Origin of the sequence: Streptomyces sp. NPDC021224 (assembly GCF_044332905.1) — a bacterium.
Lineage (GTDB): Bacteria > Actinomycetota > Actinomycetes > Streptomycetales > Streptomycetaceae > Actinacidiphila.
Genome location: NZ_JBIRPW010000008.1, coordinates 161,895 through 181,475 on the forward strand (window position 1 = coordinate 161,895; position 19,581 = coordinate 181,475).

A 19,581-nucleotide genomic window follows, 5' to 3' on the forward strand; every position below is an offset into this window, starting at 1 on the left:
GCAGGTTATCGCCGCGCGGCGGCGCTGCCGAAATCCGGGCATGGCCGTGAGCGGTGAGAACGGTCACAACCCGCCCGTTCGGGCCACCGCCGGAGGGCCCCGTACGGGGCCTTTCCGGGCCCCGTACGGCCTCAGGCCTCGGGCATCGGGATCGGGCGCTTCTCGATGGCCGCCGCCATGACGTCCGGGAAGTGGTCGGGCGTGCAGGCGAACGCGGGCGCGCCCAGTGCTGCCAGTGCCGCCGCGTGCTCCCGGTCGTACGCCGGCGCACCCTCGTCCGACAGCGCGAGCAGCGCCACGAACTGCACGCCGGACGCCTTCATCGCCGCGACCCGCTTCAGCATCTCGTCCCGGATACCGCCCTCGTACAGGTCACTGATCAGCACCACCACGGTGTCAGCCGGACGGGTGATGCGGGAAGCGCAGTACGCCAGCGCCCGGTTGATGTCCGTACCGCCGCCGAGCTGCGTGCCGAACAGCACGTCCACCGGGTCGGCGAGCTGGTCGGTGAGATCGACCACCGCCGTGTCGAACACCACCAGGCGCGTCGCGATCGCACGCATCGACGCCAGGACCGCGCCGAAGACGGAGGCGTAGACGACCGAGGCCGCCATCGACCCGGACTGGTCGATGCACAGCACGACGTCCTTCTTCACCGAGCGGTCCGCCCGCCCGTAGCCGATCAGCCGCTCCGGCACGACCGTGCCGTGCTCCGGCAGGTAGTGCCGCAGATTGGCGCGGATCGTACGGTCCCAGTCGATGTCGCGGTGGCGCGGCCGGCCGACCCGGGCCGAACGGTCGAGCGCGCCGGTCAGCGTCGCCCGGGTGCGGGTGGCGAGGCGGGCCTCCAGATCCTCGACGACCTTGCGGACCACGGCCCGCGCGGTCTCCTTCGTCGTCTCGGGCATCGCCTTGCTGAGCGACAGCAGCGTGCCGACCAGATGCACGTCCGCCTCCACCGCCTCCAGCATCTCCGGCTCCAGCAGCAGCGCGGACAGGCCGAGCCGGCCGATCGCGTCCCGCTGCATCACCTGCACCACGGAGGTGGGGAAATACCGGCGGATGTCCCCGAGCCAGCGCGCGACCTGCGGCGCCGACCCCCCGAGCCCCGCCCCGTTCCCCCCGTAGAGCGACCCGAGCGCCCGGTCCATCGCCGCGTCCCGCCCCGCGAGCGCATACCCCGTCCCCTCCCCCCCGTCCCCCCCACCGAGCACCATCCGCCACCGCCGCATCCGCTCCTCGCCTCCGGCGAGGACGGGTACTGAGCTGCTGCTGCCGGTCACGCGGCTACCGGGGGCGCTCCCGTGGGAGGAGCTTCCGCCGGGGGCGGGGGGCTCGGCTGCCGCGCCGGTGGGGTGGGCGCTGGGGGCACCGACGGAGAAGCTCCCGCCGAAGGTGGGAGTGCTGCCGCCGGGGGCGGGCGGGAGCGGGATCGGGACGGCTCCCGCGCCGGGCGCGGTGCCGCCGGAGGGGGCGGGGGCCGCAGGCTCGCCTGCGGACGCGAGCGGGGTCCGGCTGTTCCGGGCAGGTGCCGCTGCCGCGCCGGTGGCGGACGCCGCAAGGGCAGGCGGCACGGCAGGGGGCTCCGCCGGCCTGCGCGTGGGGCCCGCGCCAGCGGCGGGCGCCGAGGAGGTGGGCGGCACGGGCGGGACGGGGGGTTCGGTGGGGTGGGGATTCGTCATTGTCAGGCTCCCCCGGTCGGGTGGGTTCCCAGGTCGGTGGTCGTGGTCGTGCCGAGCAGCAGACGGACGGTGTGGGCCGCGGCGGCGGCGCGGGACGGGTCGAGGGCCGGGGCGAATCCGGGCAGGCCGGGTTCCGCGGAGCCGGGGGCGGGACGGCGGGCGGTCGCCGGGCCGCGGCGCACCAGCTCGCCGACCGTGCGGCGCACCCCCGGCTCGAACTCCGCGAACGTCCGCCGCAGCAGCGGCAGCACATCGGGGAAGGCCGCGGGCGGCACCGCGCATATCCATGCGTCCAGCAGCGCGAGCAGGCGCTCGTCGTGCACGAGCAGCATCCCGCCGCCCGCGAGGAAGCCCTCGATCCAGCCCGCCGCGTCCGCGGGGGCGGTGCCCGGGGAGAGTGTCAGCCCCATCAGCCGGGCGGCCTGCTCGGGTGTCAGCCGCCCGTCGTCCAGCAGCAGCCGGGCCGCGGCTCCGCGCAACAGTCCGGGTATGCCGCCGGGCGCCCCGCCGGGCCGGTCGGCGCGTTCGGCGAGCCCGCGCAGGGCCGCCGCCCAGCGGTCCCGCAGTGCGGGGTCGGGCAGCAGCGCGACCGCGCGGTGGACCCCGTCGAGATGTTCGCGCATGGCCGCCGCCCCGTCGGCGTCCAGCCCCGCGCAGGCGGGCGGCAGTCCGACGCAGATCCGCAGCGCCAGGCCCGCGGCGACCTCGCCGAGCGCCGCCGCGTCCGTCCCCCGCACGTCCCCGTAGCGGACCGCCCGCACCAGCGCGGGGAGCGCCGCCGCCAGGTGCGCCACATCGGTGTCGAGCGCCGCGCGATCCGCCAGCACCCGCATCACCACGGGCAGCGCGTCCGCGAGACCGGCGAGCAGGCATGTCTCGGCCAGCGCCGTGACCTCGGCGAGTGTCGTGGCGTGCGCTGCCGCGTCGGCCGCCTTCGCCGCCGCGGCGGACGCCACCGTCGTCCCCCAGATTCCGGCCTCCGCGACCCGCACCGCCAGTTCGGGTTCCCAGCGCAGCCGCCATTCCTCCCGGAAGGTGCCGGTGCTCCCCCGGCCGCCGGCGGGTTCGCCCCAACCGACGCCGAGCAGCGCCAGCCGGTGCAGCAGCCTGCTGCGGGCGGCGTCGGTGTCCTTGCGCAGATCCAGGTCCAGGTGGCGCTCCAGCGCCTCCGGCTTGAGGCGCAGTGTGCGCTGCTGCCGGGCCAGATCCCGGGCGAGCGGCACCGCGGGCGCGTCCGGCGGCACCTCGCCGAGCGCGTCCCCGACCACCAGCCGGTCGCGGATGAGGGCGAGCGGCACGTCGGAGCCGTCGCACATCACCGCGCGCACCGCGTCCGTCGCCTCGCCGAGCCCGGCGAGCGGTCTGCCGCGCAGCGCCGCGAGCGTCTCGGCCAGCCGCACCGCCTCGATGACGTGCGCGGACGACACCGGGATGTCCTCGCCCCGGAGCAGCCCGGCGACCTTCGTCATCCAGCGGGTGACCGGCCGGTCGGGTGAGGTGAACAGGTGCCGGTACCAGCCCGGCGAGTCGATGCCCGCGCCGTACCCGCTCGCGCGGGCGAGCCTGCGGTGCGTCCAGGGCACCCACGTCGTCTCCACCCGGACCTTCGGCAGGCCCTTGAGCAGCTGCCGGTCCGCGGCGACCGCCGTCCGCGCGGCGAGCGCGGGCACGTGCCAGGCCCCGCACACCACGGCCGTCCGCGCGTGCGCCCGGCGGGCCTCGCGCAGCCGCAGCCGCATGTGGGCCTCGCGCACGGGGTCGTGGGGGTGGCCGCCGTCGCCGTGCACCGCGCGGATCGCGGCCATCGCCTCGCCGAGCGCGGCGAACGGGGCGAGCGGATCGGCCTGCCCGTCGGCACCTCCGCCGGTGCCGTCGCCGCGGTGCTCGACCGCGTCCTCCCACCAGCGCTCCGGATCGTCGTACCCGGCCGTCTCCGCGAGCACCGCCAGCGGATCGATCCGCACGTCCGCCTCCCCCGCACCCCCGCCGGGCCCCGGCTCGGGCCCGGTCGCTTCGGGCGCGGCCCCGGGGGCAGGGGCGTCCCCCGGACCGGGCCCGGCGGCGGGCGGCGTCCCGCGACCGGTCGGGGCCTCCTCATCCGCGTCGTCCGGGGCGTCGGCGAGGGCCAGGTCTTCCGGGGAGGGGCGCAGGGCCAGGCTGACGGCGGCGGGGAGGTCGACGAAGTGGACCTCCGCGCCCGCGGCCGCGGCCCAGCGCAGGGCGACCCACTCGGGCGAGAACTCGGCGAAGGGCCAGAAGGCCGCCCGCGCGGGGTCGTCGACCACGTGCGAGAGCAGCGCGACCGGCGGCCGCATCGCGGGATCCGCGGCCAGCCCCACCAGCGCGTCGGCCTCCGGCGGGCCCTCGATCAGCACCGCCTGCGGGCGGTAGGCCTCCAGTGCGGCGAGCACCGCCCGCGCCGACCCGGGCCCGTGGTGCCGCACCCCGAGCAGCACCGCGTCCCCCGTGCCCTGCGCCACCACGGTCGCGGCCAGCACGTCCCGGGCCTTCCCGCGCGGCGCGGGCGCACCGGTCGCAGCCGCGCGCTCTTCCTCGCCCGGCCCGGGGGACGGGGAGTCCGGCCCGGACACGCCGGGCGCTGCCGTCCCCTCCGGCTGCCCGGCCGCCCGCCGTACCTCGGATCCTGTCGTACCGCTCATGCCGCGCCCCCTCCCGAACACCCCGCTTCCCGACACCGCCCGGTCCGTGGGCGGCGCTTCGGCCGCCGGTCGCCGCCGTGTCCCGGACGCCCCGGCCTCCTGCGCGCCCGCGGCTTCCCCCGTGTCCGGCCGTGGGCCGGGAGCGGCCGCCGGGCACCACGGCGACCCACCGGTGCGCAGGGCCGCCGGGCGGCGGGGCGGCCTCATGACGACACCTCACGGCAGGCGCGGTAGAAGTCCTTCCAGCCGTCGCGCTCGCGCACGACCGTCTCCAGATACTCCTGCCAGACGAGACGGTCCGCCGCCGGGTCGCGGACCACGGCGCCGAGGATGCCCGCGGCGACGTCGGGGGCGCGCAGCACGCCGTCCCCGAAGTGGGCCGCCAGGGCGAGGCCGCTCGTCACGACGGAGATCGCCTCGGCCGTGGAGAGCGTGCCCGACGGGGACTTGATCTTGGTGCGCCCGTCCTCCGTGACGCCGGAGCGCAGCTCGCGGAAGACGGTGACGACACGGCGGATCTCGTCGGCGCCGCGTGGCGCGGCGGGGAGGTCGAGGCCGCGTCCTATCTGGGCGACGCGGCGGGCGACGATCTCCACCTCGTCCTCCGCGCTCGCGGGCAGCGGCAGCACCACCGTGTTGAAGCGGCGGCGCAGCGCGCTCGACAGCTCGTTGACCCCGCGGTCGCGGTCGTTGGCCGTCGCGACGAGGTTGAAGCCGCGGACGGCCTGCTGCTCCGTCCCCAGTTCGGGGATCGGCAGCGTCTTCTCGGACAGGATCGTGATGAGCGTGTCCTGCACATCGGCCGGGATGCGCGTCAGCTCCTCCACGCGCGCGATGCGGCCCTCCGCCATCGCCCGCATCACGGGGCTGTGCACGAGCGCCTGCCGGCTCGGGCCGTGCGTGAGCAGCTGGGCGTAGTTCCATCCGTAGCGGATGGCCTCCTCGGGGGTGCCGGCCGTGCCCTGCACCAGCAGGGTGGAATCGCCGCTGATCGCCGCCGCCAGATGCTCCGACACCCAGGTCTTCGCCGTGCCCGGCACACCGAGCAGCAGCAGCGCCCGGTCGGTGGCGAGCGTCGTCACGGCGACCTCGACGATGCGGCGCGGGCCGACGTATTTAGGGGTCACGACCGTGCCGTCCGGGAGTGTCCCGCCGAGCAGGTAGGTGGCCACCGCCCAGGGCGAGAGCTGCCAGCGGGCCGGGCGCGGGCGGTCGTCGGCGGCGGCGAGCGCGGCCAGTTCGGCCGCGAAGGTCTCCTCGGCGTGCGGCCGCAGGGCCTCCTCGGTGCCGGCCGCGACGCTCGTCGAAGCGGTCATGGCTCTCCCCCACTCGTTCGAACGGACCCCCTCGGTCCGTGCTGATCCCACTGTGCACCCCCCCACTGACAATCCGTCACAGCGCGCTATCCGCGCAGGTCACAGCGATTGTCAGTGGGTGCCCCTAGCGTGGTGGGCATGGACGAAACGGAAGCTCGGTGGACGGCCGACCAGGTGCTCGCACTCGCGCCTGACACGGCGTCACGCACCGCGGGCGCGCGGCTCGCGACGCGCGCGCCGTGGTCGGGCACGGGCGCGTCGCACGACGCGGTGTGGGGCCTGTGCGCGGGCAGCGGCAGCCGTCCGTACCAGACGGCCGTCGATCTGCGCGGGCCCGCGTACGCGTGCTCGTGCCCGAGCCGGAAGTTCCCGTGCAAGCACGCGCTGGGGCTGCTTTTACTGTGGGCCGGTGACGAAGGGGCGGTCGCCGCGGGGGCGGTCGCGCCGGAATGGGCCGAGCAGTGGCTGACGGCCCGCCGTAAGAAGGCGGAGGCGACCGCCTCCACCGCCTCGGCGGAGGAGGAGCCCGCGCCGGGCCCGTCCGCGGCCGACGCCGCCCGCAAGCGGGCCGAGCGGCGGGCGGTGCGGGTCGAGGGCGGCGCCGCCGAGCTGGAGCAGCGGCTCACCGACCTGCTGCGCGGCGGCCTCGCGGGCGCGGAGCGCACGGGCTACCAGCAGTGGGACGAGATGGCGGCCCGCATGGTCGACGCGCAGGCCCCCGGGCTCGCCTCCCGGGTCCGCACGCTGGGTGCGGCCGCCGCGGCGGGCGGGGACTGGCCGTCGCGCATGCTGGAGGAGACGGGCCTGCTGCACCTGCTGGCCCGCGGGTATCTCGGCCGCGAGCGCCTCCCCGGGCCGCTGGCCGAGACGGTACGGACGCGCGTCGGCTTCACCGTCGATTCCGCAGAGGTCCTCGCGGGGCCGCGGATCCGCGGGCAGTGGCTGGTCCTCGCGCAGTACGACACGCCGGACGAACGGCTGACCACCCGCCGGGTCTGGCTCCATGACGCCGCGTCGGGCCGCTTCGCCCTGCTCCTCTCCTTCGGCGCCGCGGGCCGCGCCCCCGAACTGACGCTGCCCGTCGGCTCGGTCCTCGACGCGGAGCTGGCCTACCACCCGGCCGCGGTCCCGCTGCGCGCGGTGCTCGGCGAGGTGTTCGCGACGACCGCCCCCGACGGCACCCCGCCGGGCACCTCGGTGGCCGCCGCCCTCGACGCGTACGGCACCGCGCTCGCGGACGACCCCTGGCTGGACGCCTTCCCCGTCGTCCTCGCCGACGTCGTGCCGCTTCCCGGCCAGGACCACTGGCAGGTCGCCGACGCGGCGTCCGACGCCGCCGCCCCGCTCACGAGCCCCACCCCGCTGTGGCGGCTGGCCGCCATATCCGGCGGCCACCCCGTCACCCTCTTCGCCGAGGCCACCCCGGCCGGCCTCCACCCGCTGGCCGCCTGGCCACCGGAATCACCCGTCCCGCTGCCCGTGTAAGAGGACGGCCCGTCAGACGACCACGCAAGGCGAGGAGCCAGGCCCGCGGCCGGCTCACGGAGGGAGGCCTCATGGACATGAGGTGGGACGACCTCGTCGGCATCGCACTGCTCGGCACCGAGCGGCGCCGCCCGGCCGGAGTCATAGGCGACGCCGCCGACGCCGCGTCGAGCCTGCTGGACGCCGCGGCGACCGGCGTCGTCCGGCGACGCGCCGGGCTGCTGCCCGGCACCGCCGGACCACGGCCGAGACCCGCCGCCCCCGACCGGCGGCCCGAACTGCCGCCCGCCGCCCGCCGACGGCTCGCCGCCCTCCTCGCCGACCGCTCCGGCTCCGGCTCCGGCGGCGGCAACCGGCGCGGCGCCGCCCCGAACCTGGCCGAGCTGCTCCCCCAATGGCTCGCGGCCGCCCGCCACGAGGGCTACGCCGTACCCCCCGAACTGCTCCCCGCGCTGCTGGACGTGGCCCGTGCCCGTACCGACCTGCGCGCCGACGCCCTCGCCTTCGCCGGTCGGCGCGGACGGTGGCTCGCCCGGCTCAACCCCGACTGGGCCTACGCCCTGCGGGCCGGCGCGGCAGCGGTCCCCGAACCCGGCACCCCCGGCGCCACGCCTGACCAGGACCAGGAGGAAGCCGCCCGGCTCTGGGAGGAAGGGCTCTTCGCCGAACGCGTCGCCCTGCTCACCCGTCTGCGGATGAGCACCCCCGACACCGGGCTCGCCCTGCTCGCCGCGACCTGGAAGAGCGAACGCGCCGAGGACCGGCTCATGTTCCTCGACTCCCTGCGCACGGGCCTGTCCGCCGCGGACGAGACCTTCCTCGAACAGGCCCTCTCCGACCGCAGCCGCAACGTCCGGGCGACCGCGGCCGAACTGCTCTCCGCCCTCCCCGGATCCGCGCTCGCCGCACGCATGGCCGTACGCGCCCGCACCTGCGTCTCCCTCGGCCCCGACGGCATCGTCGTGGAAGCCCCCTACGAATGCGACGCCGCCATGGAACGCGACGGAGTCGCCCCCCGCCCCCCGAACGGCCGCGGCGAACGTGCCTGGTGGCTCGGCCAACTCGTGGACGCCGCACCCCTCGCCATGTGGCCCGCACGCTTCGGCGGCCGCACCCCCGAGCAGATCATCGCCCTCCCCGTCCTGGACGACTGGCAGCCCGACCTGCACGCCGCATGGTGCCGGGCCGCCGTCCGCCAACGCGACGCGCCCTGGGCCCGCGCCCTCCTCGGCCCCCCGCCCGCACCCACCGCACCCGTCGTCGCCATCGGCGACCCCGCCAAACTCCTCTCCATCCTCCCCGCGGGCGAACGCGCCGACTGGGTCGCGGCATTCGTCGCCGCACACGGCCTCTCCGAGGCCTTCCAGATGCTCGGGGTCTGCGCCGTTCCCTGGGCGCCGCCCCTCGGACGGGCGGTCGTCGACGCGCTCGACATCGCGCGGGACGCGGGCAGCTACCCCTGGAGCTTCAGCGGCGTCATGGGACTCGCCGAACGCTGCCTCGACCCTGCGGGGGCCGAGCAGGTCGCCCTCCTCGCCGCAGCCGGCGAGGACACGGCCAACAGCGCGCCCGGCGCCTCCGCGTACTGGTCCGAGGCCTTCCAACGCCTCGCCGGCACCCTCCGCCTCCGGGCCACCATGCTCACCGAACTCCGCCCGCCCAACTCCTGACCCCGCCGGGGCCACACCCGTCCTTCGCCAGAAGCTGCCACTTGCGGTGGCGTTCGCGCCTGGGGCCCCACGCAGCCCCTCAAGAACGAGACCCCCCACCGGCAGGCAGCCGCTAGTCCGGCCGGAGGGGGACGGTGCGGGGTGCCCCCGCAGGAATGCGCTGGGAGTGCCTCACCAACCAGGTAAGAGGGCGAACGCGCATTCCGAGGAGGTGCCCCGTGGCGGCCCCCGCCCCACCGGCGGCGGCGCCGCGTAAGGGGCGCGTGGGGGCACCTCCCAGGCGAAGCTCTGGGGGAGAACGGCGCGAGCAACCACCCACCGGCAGAAGGTCGCACGACAAACCGAACCACCCACCCCGAAGCGCCCCCGCCTCACCCCAAACCCGCACCGAACCACCGCCCCAGCGCCCCTGCCAGCCCCGACGGAGTGGCCCCCGCCCACGCCACATGCCCGTCGGGACGCAAAAGCACCGCCGGTGCGGGAAGGTCCGCGGCCCCCGCCGGGAGAACGTCGACGCGGTCGGACCAGCCCGTGGCGTCCAGCGCGTCCGTGGAGTCGAGCAGGATTCCGCGTCCCGACCGCATCCGCTCGTACAGGCGGGCGCCCCCGGGGAGCGGGATGTCCCGCAGCCTCCGGCCGAGCAGGCCGGATCCGTCGTCCTCGCCGCCGAGGTCGTACCGTACCCCCACCCCCGTGGCGACGCCCGTCATGTACGCGTTGACGTCCTCGAAGTCCATGAGCCGTGACAGCAGCGCCCGCAGGGCGACCGCGCCCGGTTCGGTGCCGAGGAGCATGATCTGGGCGCGGGTGTTGTCGAGGACGGCCGCGCCCACCGGGTGCCGTTCGGCCTCGTACGTGTCGAGCAATTCCTCGGGGGCCCGGCCCGCGAGCTGCGCGGCGAGTTTCCAGCCGAGGTTGAACGCGTCCTGGACGCCGATGTTGAGGCCCTGTCCGCCGGTCGGCGGGTGGATGTGCGCGGCGTCGCCCGCAAGGAACACGCGGCCGACCCGGTAGTGCTCGGCCTGTCGGGTGGCGTCGGTGAAGCGGGAGAGGAAGGTCGGGGTGTGTGCCCCGAAGTCCGTTCCGGCGTAGGCGCGCAGCCGGGTGCGGAATTCGTCGAGGGTGGGAGCGGCCCGGTCTTCCGAGACGGCCTCGGCGGGCACGATGATGCGGTAGATGCCGTCCCCGAGGGGGTGCGCCCCGAAGCGCAGTTGGGTCTTGCGCACCTCGGCCACGACCGCGGCGATCGTCTCCGGCTCCTCCGTGAGCGTCATGTGGCCGAGCAGTGTCTCGACGGTGGCGGGCTCGCCGGGGAAGCCGATGCCGACGGCCTTGCGGACGGCGCTGCGCCCGCCGTCGCAACCGACGGCGTACCGCGACCGCAGCCGGGTGCCGTCCGCGAGCCCGACGGTGACGCCGTCCGCGTCCTGGTCGACGGCGGCGACCTCGCTGCCGAAGCGGATCCGGGCGCCGAGCCGCTCCGCGTGCTCGCGCAGCAGCCGCTCGGTGGCGGGCTGCGAGACGGCGAGGCCGTAGGGGTGTGCGGTGTCGAGGGTCGCGGGCCAGTCCTTGTGGATGCCGCCGAAGAAGCCGCCGACCTGGAATTTCTCGCTGATGGCGAGGAAGCGGTCGAGCAGGCCGCGCTGGTCCATGATCTCGACGCTGCGGGTGTGCAGGCCCTGCCCGCGGGGCTGGTCGACCGGTTGGGGCGTCTTCTCCAGGACGAGCACGTCCACGCCGTGCAGCCGCAGTTCACCGGCGAGCATGAGGCCGGTGGGCCCGGCACCGATCACGATCACGTCGGCGGTGGGGTGGGCGGTACGGGGGGAGTCCGTCACGTCAGTCATCACCATGGCCCGTTCGAAGAGGGTGTGTTTCCGACCGCGGCGCCGACCGGGAATGCGCGTTTCCGCAGCCCAGAGCACCTCGGGCCGGTCATTGTGCGGTATCGAACGGGCCTTGCCGCAAGCCCCCCTGTGCGCTATAAGTTAAGAGTGGCAAGGAGAGCGTGACGTCCTTGCCGTTCTTTTTTTGCCGAGACGGCCGCTCGCCCGCCGGCGCGAGCGACGGCCACCCCGCCGCGCGGCGCCTACGCCGCGGTCGTCGCGACGTTCGCGGTGACCCACTGGACGACGTCACCGGTGGGCGTTCCGGGGGTGAAGATCGCGGCGACGCCGAGCGCCTTGAGCGGGGCGATGTCGGCCTCGGGGATGATGCCGCCGCCGAAGACGGTGATGTCGGCGGCGTCGCGCTCCTTGAGGAGTTCCACGACCTTCGCGAAGAGCGTCATGTGGGCGCCGGAGAGGATGGACAGGCCGATCGCGTCGGCGTCCTCCTGGATGGCGGTGTCGACGACCTGCTCGGGTGTCTGGTGCAGGCCCGTGTAGATGACCTCCATACCGGCGTCCCGGAGGGCGCGGGCGATGACCTTGGCCCCGCGGTCATGGCCGTCGAGCCCCGGCTTGGCGACCACCACGCGGATCGGACCGGACACACCCATCTCTGCCTCCATGCGTACGCGGCCCCCGTGCCGACCCTTCCGGCCGCCCGTGGACCGCACTGTGCGCGAACCGTGTGAACGAACGTTATCTCCACCCTCCGCCGGGCGTCAGTTTTACGGACGGCACCGAGGGGGAAATCACACAGTGGGACACATTCCCCGCAAGGTCGGGCCGGTGGGGCCGCCCCCGGGCACGGGACACGCCCGAGCGGTACGCCGACTCGTCTGGTTCTGAGGAGCCGCTGTCAGGACGCCGCATTGCCGCGCTCACAGCCGCAGAGCGCGGCGGTGCGGCATCCGCGGCAGCGCCCGCGGGCACACCGCGGACGCCCCGCCCGAGCGGCGGTTTCTCCGGTGCGCGCCCGGGTCGGTGCGGATTCGGGCCGCGACGGGAGGTGGGCCATGGCCGGCCCCGACGGCACGGACCGCTCTGACCGCCCGAACAGCCCCGACACGCCCGGCAGCCCCGATTCCCCCGGCCCGTCGGTGAGCCGCCTGTGGCACAGCGTGGGCCTGGCCAGGGCCACCGCGGCCGACCTCGCGGTGCTGGCCCGCCACCTGGTGCTCTACCCCACCGGCATCCTCCCCGAGCACGAGCACGAGCACGAGACCGAGACCGAAAACGGCCGCGAGCGCGAACGCGGAGGCGGCCAGGGCCACCGGCACGGCCCCCCGCCCGTCCGGGAGGGCGATCCCGCGGGCACGCACGGGCGGCGATCCGGCGGGGCGGCGGCCCGCGGGCGCCCGCCCGTCCTCCTCCTGCACGGCTTCGTCGACAACCGCTCCGCGTTCTCCGTCCTGCGCCGCTCGCTGCACGAGAACGGCTGGCCGCAGGTCCAGGCGCTGAACTACTCGCCGCTCATCGGCGACATCCGCACCGCGGCCGAGATGCTGGGCCGCCATGTGGAGGAGGTGTGCGCGCAGAGCCACCGCCGCCGGGTGGACGTCGTGGGGCACAGCCTCGGCGGCCTGATCGCCCGCTACTACGTCCAGCGGCTCGGCGGTGACCACCGGGTCCGCACGCTGGTCACCCTGGGGACCCCGCACACCGGCACCCGCGCGGTGCCGGTGCTCGCGCCGCACCCGATCGTCCGGCAGATGCGGCCGGGCTCGGAGGTGCTGCGGGAGCTGGCCGCGCCGTCACCCGGGTGCCGGACGCGGTTCGTGGCTTTCTGGAGCGATCTGGACCAGCTGATGATCCCCGCGGAGGCGGCCCAACTGGTCCATCCGGATCTGCCGGCGGAAAATGTCAAGGTCAGCGGCGTGGGCCATCTGGCCCTGCCGGTGCACGGCACGGTGGTGGCGGAGATCCGCAGGGCGCTGCTGGGCGCCGGTCCGCTGCGCCCGGCGATCGACGCCGCATAACGGACACATAACGGTCGAATATCGACCGAACACCGGGCAAGGCGGACGTCACGTTCCGGGCAGAGATTGTCCCCGTCCCCTACCGGCAGCTACAGTCACCGCTAATTCTCCTGCTGCCGAGGCGAAAGAGAAGCTGGCGGTGAACGAACGTCACCTGTCGGGTCACACCCCCGACTACGACGCCTACGCGTACGACGCCTATTCCACGGGTGCCTACCAGGCTGTCGGCACCGCCTTCGCGGAGGACACCGCGACCGGCACGTACGGCTACGTCCCACAGCAGCCCGCTGGCTACGGCTACGACCCGTCACCGGCCCAGGACGTGAGCTACGGCACGGGCTACGGGTACGGCTACGACCCGGCCGCCCAGCAGCAGAGCTACGACCCGTACGCGTACCCCTCCGGGACGACGTACTACGACACGGGCACCTTCGACGCCGGCCAGTTCGCGTCGTACGAGTCCCAGCCGCAGGCCCAGGCCCAGCCCCAGCAGCAGGCCCAGCCCGGCTACCCGTCGCAGGAGTGGGACTCCGGCGGCTACCCCGCGTACGGCTACGGCTACGACGCGAGCGGCGACACCGGGATCTTCGAGCAGTTCCCGCCCCAGCAGCAGGCCCACGACCCGTACGCGGGAAGCGGCTACGACCCGTACGCCCCGCAGCACTACGGCTACGGCGAGCCCCCCGCGCACGAAGCCCAGCAGCAGCCGCAGCATCAGCCTCAGGACGCGCCCGAGCCCGACCCCGCAGCGGACCTCGGCCTCGATCTCGACCTCGGCCTGGATCTCGACACCGCCGCCGCCTCCCGCACCGACGAGCGGCACGACTTCGCCGCCGACGGCCCCGACCCCGAGATGCCCGCCGCCCGCAGCCGCCGCCGCAAGCCCGCGCGGCGCTCCGCGCTGCTCACCGTCGCGGTGCCGTCGGTCGCCGTCATGGGCGTGGCGGCGGTCGGCGCCGCGGCCGTGACCGGCGTGGGCGTGGCCCAGGACAGCGGCTCGGCGAAGGCCGACGCGAGCAGCGGCAAGGCGCCCACCACGCAGCTCGACCGGCAGCTCGCCGGGGTGAGCGCGGACGCCAACGACTTCGCCGACCGCGCCAGCCGCACCCAGGAGCGCATCGACCTCAAGGACCGGCAGGCCGCGGCGAAGAAGGCGGCGGACGCCGAGGCGGCCCGCAAGGAGGCGCTGCGGCCGAAGTTCGTGCTGCCGGTCAAGCAGCACGGGCTCAGCGCGTACTTCGGGCAGGCGGGCGTGAACTGGATGTCGGTGCACACCGGCATCGACTTCCCCGTCATGGTCGGCACCCCGGTGATGGCGGTGACCGACGGCACGGTCCGTACGCAGTGGAACAGCTCCTACGGCAACATGGCCATCGTCACCGCGCCGGACGGCACCGAGACCTGGTACTGCCATCTGAGCAGCACGAAGATCCGCAGCGGCAAGGTGAAGGCGGGCACGGTGATCGCCTACTCCGGCAACACCGGCAACACCACGGGCCCGCATCTGCACCTGGAGGTCCGCCCGAACGGCGGCTCCCCCATCGACCCGCTGGCCTGGCTCCTCAAGCACGGCCTCGACCCGCGCTGACCCGCCGGGCCCGAGGCGGCTGCCCCGGGCCCGCGGCGCCCTACGCCTACAGCTTCTCCACCGGCGCGAACCGCAGCAGCAGCTTCTTGGGCCGCTCGTCGCCGAAGTCGATCGTCGCCTTCTCGTCGCCCGGCTGGCCGGTCACCTCGATGACCGTGCCGAGCCCGAACTTGTCGTGCGTGACGCGGTCACCGACCGAGAGCGAGATGACCGGGCGGTCGCCCGCCCCGCGCCGTGTCGCGAAGCCGCCCGCGCCGCGCCGCCCCGCGCCCGTACCCGCGCCGAGGGTGGAGGACAGGGACGCGGCCGCCTTGGATGCCGGGGTGCCGCCCCCGCCGCCGGGGCCCTTCGCGTCGGAGCCGGTGCGCCGCCACTGGACGAGGGTGTCCGGGATCTCCTCCAGGAAGCGCGAGGGCGGGTTGTACGCGGGCTGGCCCCAGGCACTGCGCATCATCGACCGGGTCAGGTAGAGCCGCTCACGGGCGCGCGTGATGCCGACGTACGCGAGCCGCCGCTCCTCCTCCAGCTCCTTGACCTGGCCCAGCGCCCGCATGTGCGGGAAGACGCCGTCCTCCATGCCGGTGAGGAAGACGACCGGGAATTCCAGACCCTTGGCGGTGTGCAGGGTCATGAGGGTGATGACGCCGCCGGACTCGTCGTCGTCCGGGATCTGGTCGGAGTCGGCGACGAGGGCGACGCGCTCCAGGAACTCCGCCAGCGAGCCGGGCTGCTCCTCGCCGCGCTCCTGCTCGAACTCCAGCGCCACCGCGGCCAGCTCCTGGAGGTTCTCCACCCGGGTCTCGTCCTGCGGGTCGGTGGAGGCCTGGAGCTCGGCCAGGTAGCCCGTGCGCTCCAGCACGGCCTCCAGGACGACGGCGGGGCCCGCCCCGGACTCGGCGACGGTGCGCAGCTCGTCCATCAGCGTGGTGAAGCGCTTGACGGCGTTGGCGGAGCGCGCGGCCATGCCGTACGCCTCGTCGACCCGGCGCAGCGCGGCGGCGAAGGAGATCTTCTCGCGGGCCGCGAGCGCCTCGATCATCGCCTCGGCGCGCTCGCCGATGCCGCGCTTGGGCACGTTGAGGATCCGCCGCAGCGGGACGCCGTCCTCGGGGTTGGCGAGGACGCGTAGGTACGCGAGGACGTCCCGGACCTCGCGCCGCTCGTAGAAGCGCACGCCGCCGACGACCTTGTAGGGCAGGCCGACGCGGATGAAGACCTCTTCGAAGACCCGGGACTGCGCGTTGGTGCGGTAGAAGACGGCGACGTCGCCGGGGCGGGCGTCACCGGCGTCGGTGAGGCGGTCTATCTCGTCGGCGACGAACTGGGCCTCGTCGTGCTCCTGGTCAGCGGTGTAGCCGGTGATGACGGGGCCGTCGCCGGCCTGCGTCCACAGGTTCTTTGCGCGGCGGCCGGCGTTGCGCTCGATGACGGCGTTGGCGGCGGACAGGATCGTCTGGGTGGAGCGGTAGTTCTGCTCCAGCAGGATCGTGCGGGCCTGCGGGTAGTCCTCCTCGAACTGGAGGATGTTGCGGATGGTGGCGCCGCGGAAGGCGTAGATCGACTGGTCCGCGTCACCGACGACGCACAGCTCCCCCGCCTCCTCGCCGGTCCCGACCAGCTCGCGGACCAGGGTGTACTGCGCGTGGTTGGTGTCCTGGTACTCGTCGACGAGGACGTGCCGGAAGCGCCGCCGGTAGTGCTCGGCGACGTCCGGGAAGGCCTGGAGCAGGTTGACCGTGGTCATGATGATGTCGTCGAAGTCGAGCGCGTTGGCCTCGCGCAGCCGCGCCTGGTAGAGCGCGTACGCCTCGGCGAGCTTCTTCTCGAAGCTGTTCTCCGCCTGCCCGGCGAAGGTCTCCTCGTCGACCAGCTCGTTCTTGAGGCCCGAGATCTTCGCGCTGAAGGACTTCGGCGGGAACTGCTTCGGATCGAGGTCCAGGTCGCGGCAGACCAGGGCCATCAGCCGCTTGGAGTCGGCGGCGTCGTAGATGGAGAAGGACGACGTGAAGCCGAGCACCTTGGACTCGCGGCGCAGGATCCGCACGCACGCGCTGTGGAAGGTCGACACCCACATCGCCTTGGCGCGCGGGCCCACCAGCTCCTCGACGCGCTCCTTCATCTCGCCCGCGGCCTTGTTGGTGAAGGTGATCGCGAGGACGGAGCCGGGGTGGACGTCCCGGGCGGCGAGCAGGTGGGCGATGCGGTGGGTGAGCACCCGGGTCTTGCCGGAGCCGGCGCCGGCGACGATGAGCAGCGGCCCGCCGGAGTGCTCGACGGCGGCGCGCTGCTGCTCGTTGAGCCCCTCCAGGAGCTGCGCGGGATCGGTCGCGGGGCGCGGGGCGCCGTTGCGGTAGTACGCGTCGCGCTCACCGCCCGGGGCGCCGCCGCCGAACTCGTGGTCCTCCGGGGGCGGCGGGGCGTCCGGGTCGGCGGGCTCGGGGGCCACGTGCAGACCGGACTGGAGGCCGGCGAGGAAGTCGTCGTCAAAGAGGCTGCTCATCGCCTCCCGAGTCTAGGCGGTGGCAGCGACAGCGCGGTCCGGTTCGGCCCCCTTTCCCCGTAGCTCGCGAATCACACACCGTGAGAATCGGAATTGATTACGAAAAGGTATCGGGGCCAACCGGACACCGGCCTTCCCCTGGCTGCGCCACTTGGTTACGGTGCCGCACCAGGCAGCGTCCGAAAGGAGTCCGTCGGGCATGGCGACACACCGCAAGTCCCGCACCGCGATACTCAGCACCCCGGGGCCGCGCACGGCCGTGGGGCTGACGACCGCCGCGCTGGCCACCATGACCATCTTCGCGGAGGCGGCGGCCGCCGCTCCCGGGGCTCCTTCCCCGCAGCCGTCGATCGCCGAGGTCAAGGCGAAGGTGGACACCCTCCAGCACGACGCGGAGGTGGCCACCGAGAGCTACAACGGCATCAAGGAAGCCACCAGCCAGCAGAACACGAAGGTCAACACGCTGCTGGCGCAGGCCGCCCAGAAGACGCAGACGCTGAACGAGTCCCGCCGCCAGCTGGGCATCTACGCCTCCGCCCAGTACCGCAGCGGCGGCGACGACTCGACCGCCACCTACCTGCTGGCGGCCAGCCCGCAGGATCTGCTCGACCAGCGGCATCTGACCGACCTGTTCGGCAAGCGGCAGAAGGCCGCCGTCGAGAACTTCCGGGTGCAGCAGGCCGACGCGACACAGAAGCGCATCCAGGCCGCGCAGGCGCTCCAGACGCTCACCGCGAAGCAGGCGCAGCTCAAGGCCGCCAAGGCGGACGTGGCGAAGAAGCTGGGCGCGGCGCAGAAGCTCCTCAACAGCCTGACCGCGCAGGAGAAGGCGCGGCTGGCGGAACTGGAGAAGAAGCAGGCGGAGGAGGCCGCGAAGAAGGCCGCCGCCATCGCGAAGGCGGAGGAGGCGAAGAAGGCGGCCGCGGCCAAGCAGGCCCAGCAGGCCGGTTCCACGACCACCACGTCCTCCGCCGCGAACTCCTCGATCGCCGACAAGGCCATCGCCTTCGCGCGCGACCAGATCGGCGAGCCGTACGTGTGGGGCGCGACCGGGCCCAGTTCGTGGGACTGCTCGGGCCTGACGCAGGCGGCGTACAAGGCGGCGGGGGTGACGCTGCCGCGCACCACCGGTGAGCAGGTCACCGTCGGCACCCGGGTGTCGCAGTCCGACATGGAGCCCGGCGACCTGGTCTTCTTCTACAGCGACCACAGCCACGTCGGCATCTACATCGGCGGCGGCAACATGATCCACGCGCCGCACACGGGCACGGTCGTGAAAATCGCGCCGATCACCGAAATGCCCATCTACGGGGTGGTCCGCCCCTACTGACACGGGAGCGAGCGGTCACCAACCGTAAGATCACAAAGCGATTTCGGTCACGTTCCGATCCAAACTTCCCAGACTCGGGGGAGTTTGACTACCGTAACCCGCTAGGTGATGCGTTCTCCGCCGGTGACGGCACCGGCAGCGCATCGCCTCCGCTCAATCCGGCCCCAGGCCGGAACCGGGGACCCACCAAGCACACTTGGGGTGAATCGGACACGGTGCCGCACGGCACCGCACCGTAGGGCCAGCCTTCCCGGCCCGAACCCGTCAGCTAACCCGGTCGGCGGTTCACGGAAGGAGTCGCCTTCGTGGCGTCGCACCGCAAGCCGCGTCAGAGCCTGCTGGCCCTCACCGCCCCCCGCGCGGCGGTCGGGGTCACCGCCGCGGCCCTTGCCTCGGTCACCCTGCTCAGCGAGAGCGCCAGCGCCGCGCCCGCCAAGCCGAAGCCGTCGATCGCCGAGGTCAAGAAGCAGATCGACACCCTCAACGAGCAGGCCGAGGTGGCGACGGAGGCCTACAACCAGGCGGTGGAGAACACCAAGGCGCAGCGCACCAAGACCAACACGCTACTGGCCGAGGTCGCCGAGAAGACCGAGCAGATGAACGCCACCCGGCGGCTGCTGGGCCAGTTCGCGAGCGCGCAGTACCGCGACGGCGGCATCGACCCGACCGTCCAGCTGCTCCTGTCCAGCGACCCGGCGGGCTTCCTGGACCAGTCGCACACGCTCAGCCAGCTGTCGGCGAGCCAGACCGCGGCGCTGAAGAACTTCCGGACGCAGCAGGAGCAGGCCTCCATCCAGCGGTCGCAGGCCACCGCGAGCCTCGCGCAGCTCACCACCGCGCAGCAGCAGCTCGCGACGCAGAAGAAGACCATGGAGGACAAGCTCGCCGCGGCGCAGAAGCTGCTCAACAGCCTCACCGCCCAGCAGCGCACCCAGGTCGCCAACATCCACAAGGGCTCGTCGTCCAAGACGGACTACACCTACTCCGGCCCCGCGAGCGGCCGGGCCGCCGCCGCCATCCAGTTCGCGCTCGCGCAGCGCGGCAAGCCGTACGTGCGCGGCGCGACCGGCCCCGGCTCGTACGACTGCTCCGGGCTCACCCAGGCCGCCTTCCGCGCGGCGGGCGTGACGATCGGGCGCACCACGCAGGACCAGATCCACTACGGGGTGCCCGTCTCCAAGGCCGACCTCCAGCCGGGCGACCTGGTCTTCTTCTACTCCGGCAACTCGCATGTCGGCATCTACCTCGGCAACGGCCAGATCGTGCACGCCCCGCACACCGGCGCGGTCGTCGAGGTCGCCCCGATGAGCTGGATGCCCTTCTCGACCGCGCGCCGGGTCGCCTGACCCCCCGGCACCGCGCCGCCCGCCTCCGCAGCCTGACCGCGCCCCCTGCCCCGTACCGTACGTCGGTCGTACGGAACCGGTTCCGGGGGATCCGGTCAGGCTGCGGGCATATGCGGGCGGGTCACCCGTCGAACAGCGG

Annotated in this window: 12 protein-coding genes and 1 riboswitch; of the genes, 6 read left to right on the top strand and 6 right to left on the bottom strand. The window is 74.1% G+C overall.

What is annotated here, in order from left to right; all coding sequences use genetic code 11:
* Nucleotides 1-131 precede the first annotated feature (131 nt).
* From ACH4PY_RS21660 to ACH4PY_RS21670, 3 genes are all read right to left on the bottom strand, one after another.
* Nucleotides 132-1,232, bottom strand: a complete 1,101-nt coding sequence (locus ACH4PY_RS21660) for a VWA domain-containing protein (RefSeq protein WP_398185855.1) — start codon at nucleotides 1,230-1,232, stop codon at nucleotides 132-134.
* 452 nt (nucleotides 1,233-1,684) lie between these two features.
* Nucleotides 1,685-4,342 (bottom strand): DUF5682 family protein, encoded by a 2,658-nt coding sequence (locus ACH4PY_RS21665; RefSeq protein WP_398185126.1) that lies wholly within the window; start codon nucleotides 4,340-4,342, stop codon nucleotides 1,685-1,687.
* 203 nt (nucleotides 4,343-4,545) lie between these two features.
* On the bottom strand, nucleotides 4,546-5,658 hold the full coding sequence (locus ACH4PY_RS21670) for an AAA family ATPase (protein WP_398185129.1): 1,113 nt from the start codon (nucleotides 5,656-5,658) through the stop codon (nucleotides 4,546-4,548).
* A gap of 138 nt (nucleotides 5,659-5,796) precedes the next feature.
* On the opposite strand from ACH4PY_RS21670, the gene ACH4PY_RS21675 reads away from it, so the two are divergent.
* Together ACH4PY_RS21675 and ACH4PY_RS21680 are read left to right on the top strand one after the other, a co-directional pair.
* Entirely contained in the window at nucleotides 5,797-7,143 is a 1,347-nt protein-coding gene (locus ACH4PY_RS21675; protein ID WP_398185131.1) for an SWIM zinc finger family protein, read from the top strand.
* Between the two features lie 71 nt (nucleotides 7,144-7,214).
* Complete coding sequence (locus tag ACH4PY_RS21680) at nucleotides 7,215-8,813, top strand: DUF5691 domain-containing protein (protein ID WP_398185133.1); 1,599 nt, start codon at nucleotides 7,215-7,217, stop codon at nucleotides 8,811-8,813.
* A gap of 371 nt (nucleotides 8,814-9,184) precedes the next feature.
* Here the strand turns inward: ACH4PY_RS21680 and ACH4PY_RS21685 are convergent, their stop codons facing one another.
* On the bottom strand, nucleotides 9,185-10,666 hold the full coding sequence (locus ACH4PY_RS21685; RefSeq protein WP_398185136.1) for an FAD-dependent monooxygenase: 1,482 nt from the start codon (nucleotides 10,664-10,666) through the stop codon (nucleotides 9,185-9,187).
* A 236-nt stretch (nucleotides 10,667-10,902) separates the two neighbouring features.
* A complete protein-coding gene (locus ACH4PY_RS21690) occupies nucleotides 10,903-11,313 on the bottom strand; it encodes a cobalamin B12-binding domain-containing protein (RefSeq protein ID WP_398185139.1) in 411 nt (136 codons plus the stop codon).
* 402 nt (nucleotides 11,314-11,715) lie between these two features.
* Here ACH4PY_RS21690 and ACH4PY_RS21695 point away from each other — a divergent pair, with 402 nt between their 5' ends.
* Both ACH4PY_RS21695 and ACH4PY_RS21700 read left to right on the top strand, forming a co-directional pair.
* Nucleotides 11,716-12,678 carry an esterase/lipase family protein gene (locus ACH4PY_RS21695; protein ID WP_398185143.1) on the top strand — a complete coding sequence of 321 codons (963 nt, stop codon included), beginning with the start codon at nucleotides 11,716-11,718 and terminating at the stop codon, nucleotides 12,676-12,678.
* A 139-nt stretch (nucleotides 12,679-12,817) separates the two neighbouring features.
* A complete protein-coding gene (locus ACH4PY_RS21700; RefSeq protein WP_398185146.1) occupies nucleotides 12,818-14,266 on the top strand; it encodes a M23 family metallopeptidase in 1,449 nt (482 codons plus the stop codon).
* A gap of 46 nt (nucleotides 14,267-14,312) precedes the next feature.
* Here the strand turns inward: ACH4PY_RS21700 and pcrA are convergent, their stop codons facing one another.
* Nucleotides 14,313-16,766, bottom strand: coding sequence for a DNA helicase PcrA (pcrA, locus tag ACH4PY_RS21705; protein ID WP_398185149.1), 2,454 nt, complete (start codon nucleotides 16,764-16,766; stop codon nucleotides 14,313-14,315).
* Between the two features lie 199 nt (nucleotides 16,767-16,965).
* On the opposite strand from pcrA, the gene ACH4PY_RS21710 reads away from it, so the two are divergent.
* Together ACH4PY_RS21710 and ACH4PY_RS21715 are read left to right on the top strand one after the other, a co-directional pair.
* Nucleotides 16,966-18,096, top strand: a complete 1,131-nt coding sequence (locus ACH4PY_RS21710) for an NlpC/P60 family protein (RefSeq protein WP_398185152.1) — start codon at nucleotides 16,966-16,968, stop codon at nucleotides 18,094-18,096.
* Nucleotides 18,097-18,236: 140 nt separating this feature from the next.
* Nucleotides 18,237-18,395, top strand: a riboswitch (cyclic di-AMP (ydaO/yuaA leader).
* Between the two features lie 6 nt (nucleotides 18,396-18,401).
* A complete protein-coding gene (locus tag ACH4PY_RS21715) occupies nucleotides 18,402-19,442 on the top strand; it encodes an NlpC/P60 family protein (protein ID WP_398185155.1) in 1,041 nt (346 codons plus the stop codon).
* Nucleotides 19,443-19,581 lie beyond the last annotated feature (139 nt).

Coding starts and splice junctions, on each gene's coding strand:
- ACH4PY_RS21685 (WP_398185136.1), bottom strand. CDS start 10,666: ATGGTGATGACTGACGTGACGGACTCCCCCCGTACCGCCCACCCCACC.
- ACH4PY_RS21675 (WP_398185131.1), top strand. CDS start 5,797: ATGGACGAAACGGAAGCTCGGTGGACGGCCGACCAGGTGCTCGCACTC.
- ACH4PY_RS21660 (WP_398185855.1), bottom strand. CDS start 1,232: ATGCGGCGGTGGCGGATGGTGCTCGGTGGGGGGGACGGGGGGGAGGGG.
- ACH4PY_RS21710 (WP_398185152.1), top strand. CDS start 16,966: ATGGCGACACACCGCAAGTCCCGCACCGCGATACTCAGCACCCCGGGG.
- ACH4PY_RS21690 (WP_398185139.1), bottom strand. CDS start 11,313: ATGGGTGTGTCCGGTCCGATCCGCGTGGTGGTCGCCAAGCCGGGGCTC.
- ACH4PY_RS21695 (WP_398185143.1), top strand. CDS start 11,716: ATGGCCGGCCCCGACGGCACGGACCGCTCTGACCGCCCGAACAGCCCC.
- ACH4PY_RS21680 (WP_398185133.1), top strand. CDS start 7,215: ATGGACATGAGGTGGGACGACCTCGTCGGCATCGCACTGCTCGGCACC.
- ACH4PY_RS21670 (WP_398185129.1), bottom strand. CDS start 5,658: ATGACCGCTTCGACGAGCGTCGCGGCCGGCACCGAGGAGGCCCTGCGG.
- pcrA (WP_398185149.1), bottom strand. CDS start 16,766: ATGAGCAGCCTCTTTGACGACGACTTCCTCGCCGGCCTCCAGTCCGGT.
- ACH4PY_RS21665 (WP_398185126.1), bottom strand. CDS start 4,342: ATGAGCGGTACGACAGGATCCGAGGTACGGCGGGCGGCCGGGCAGCCG.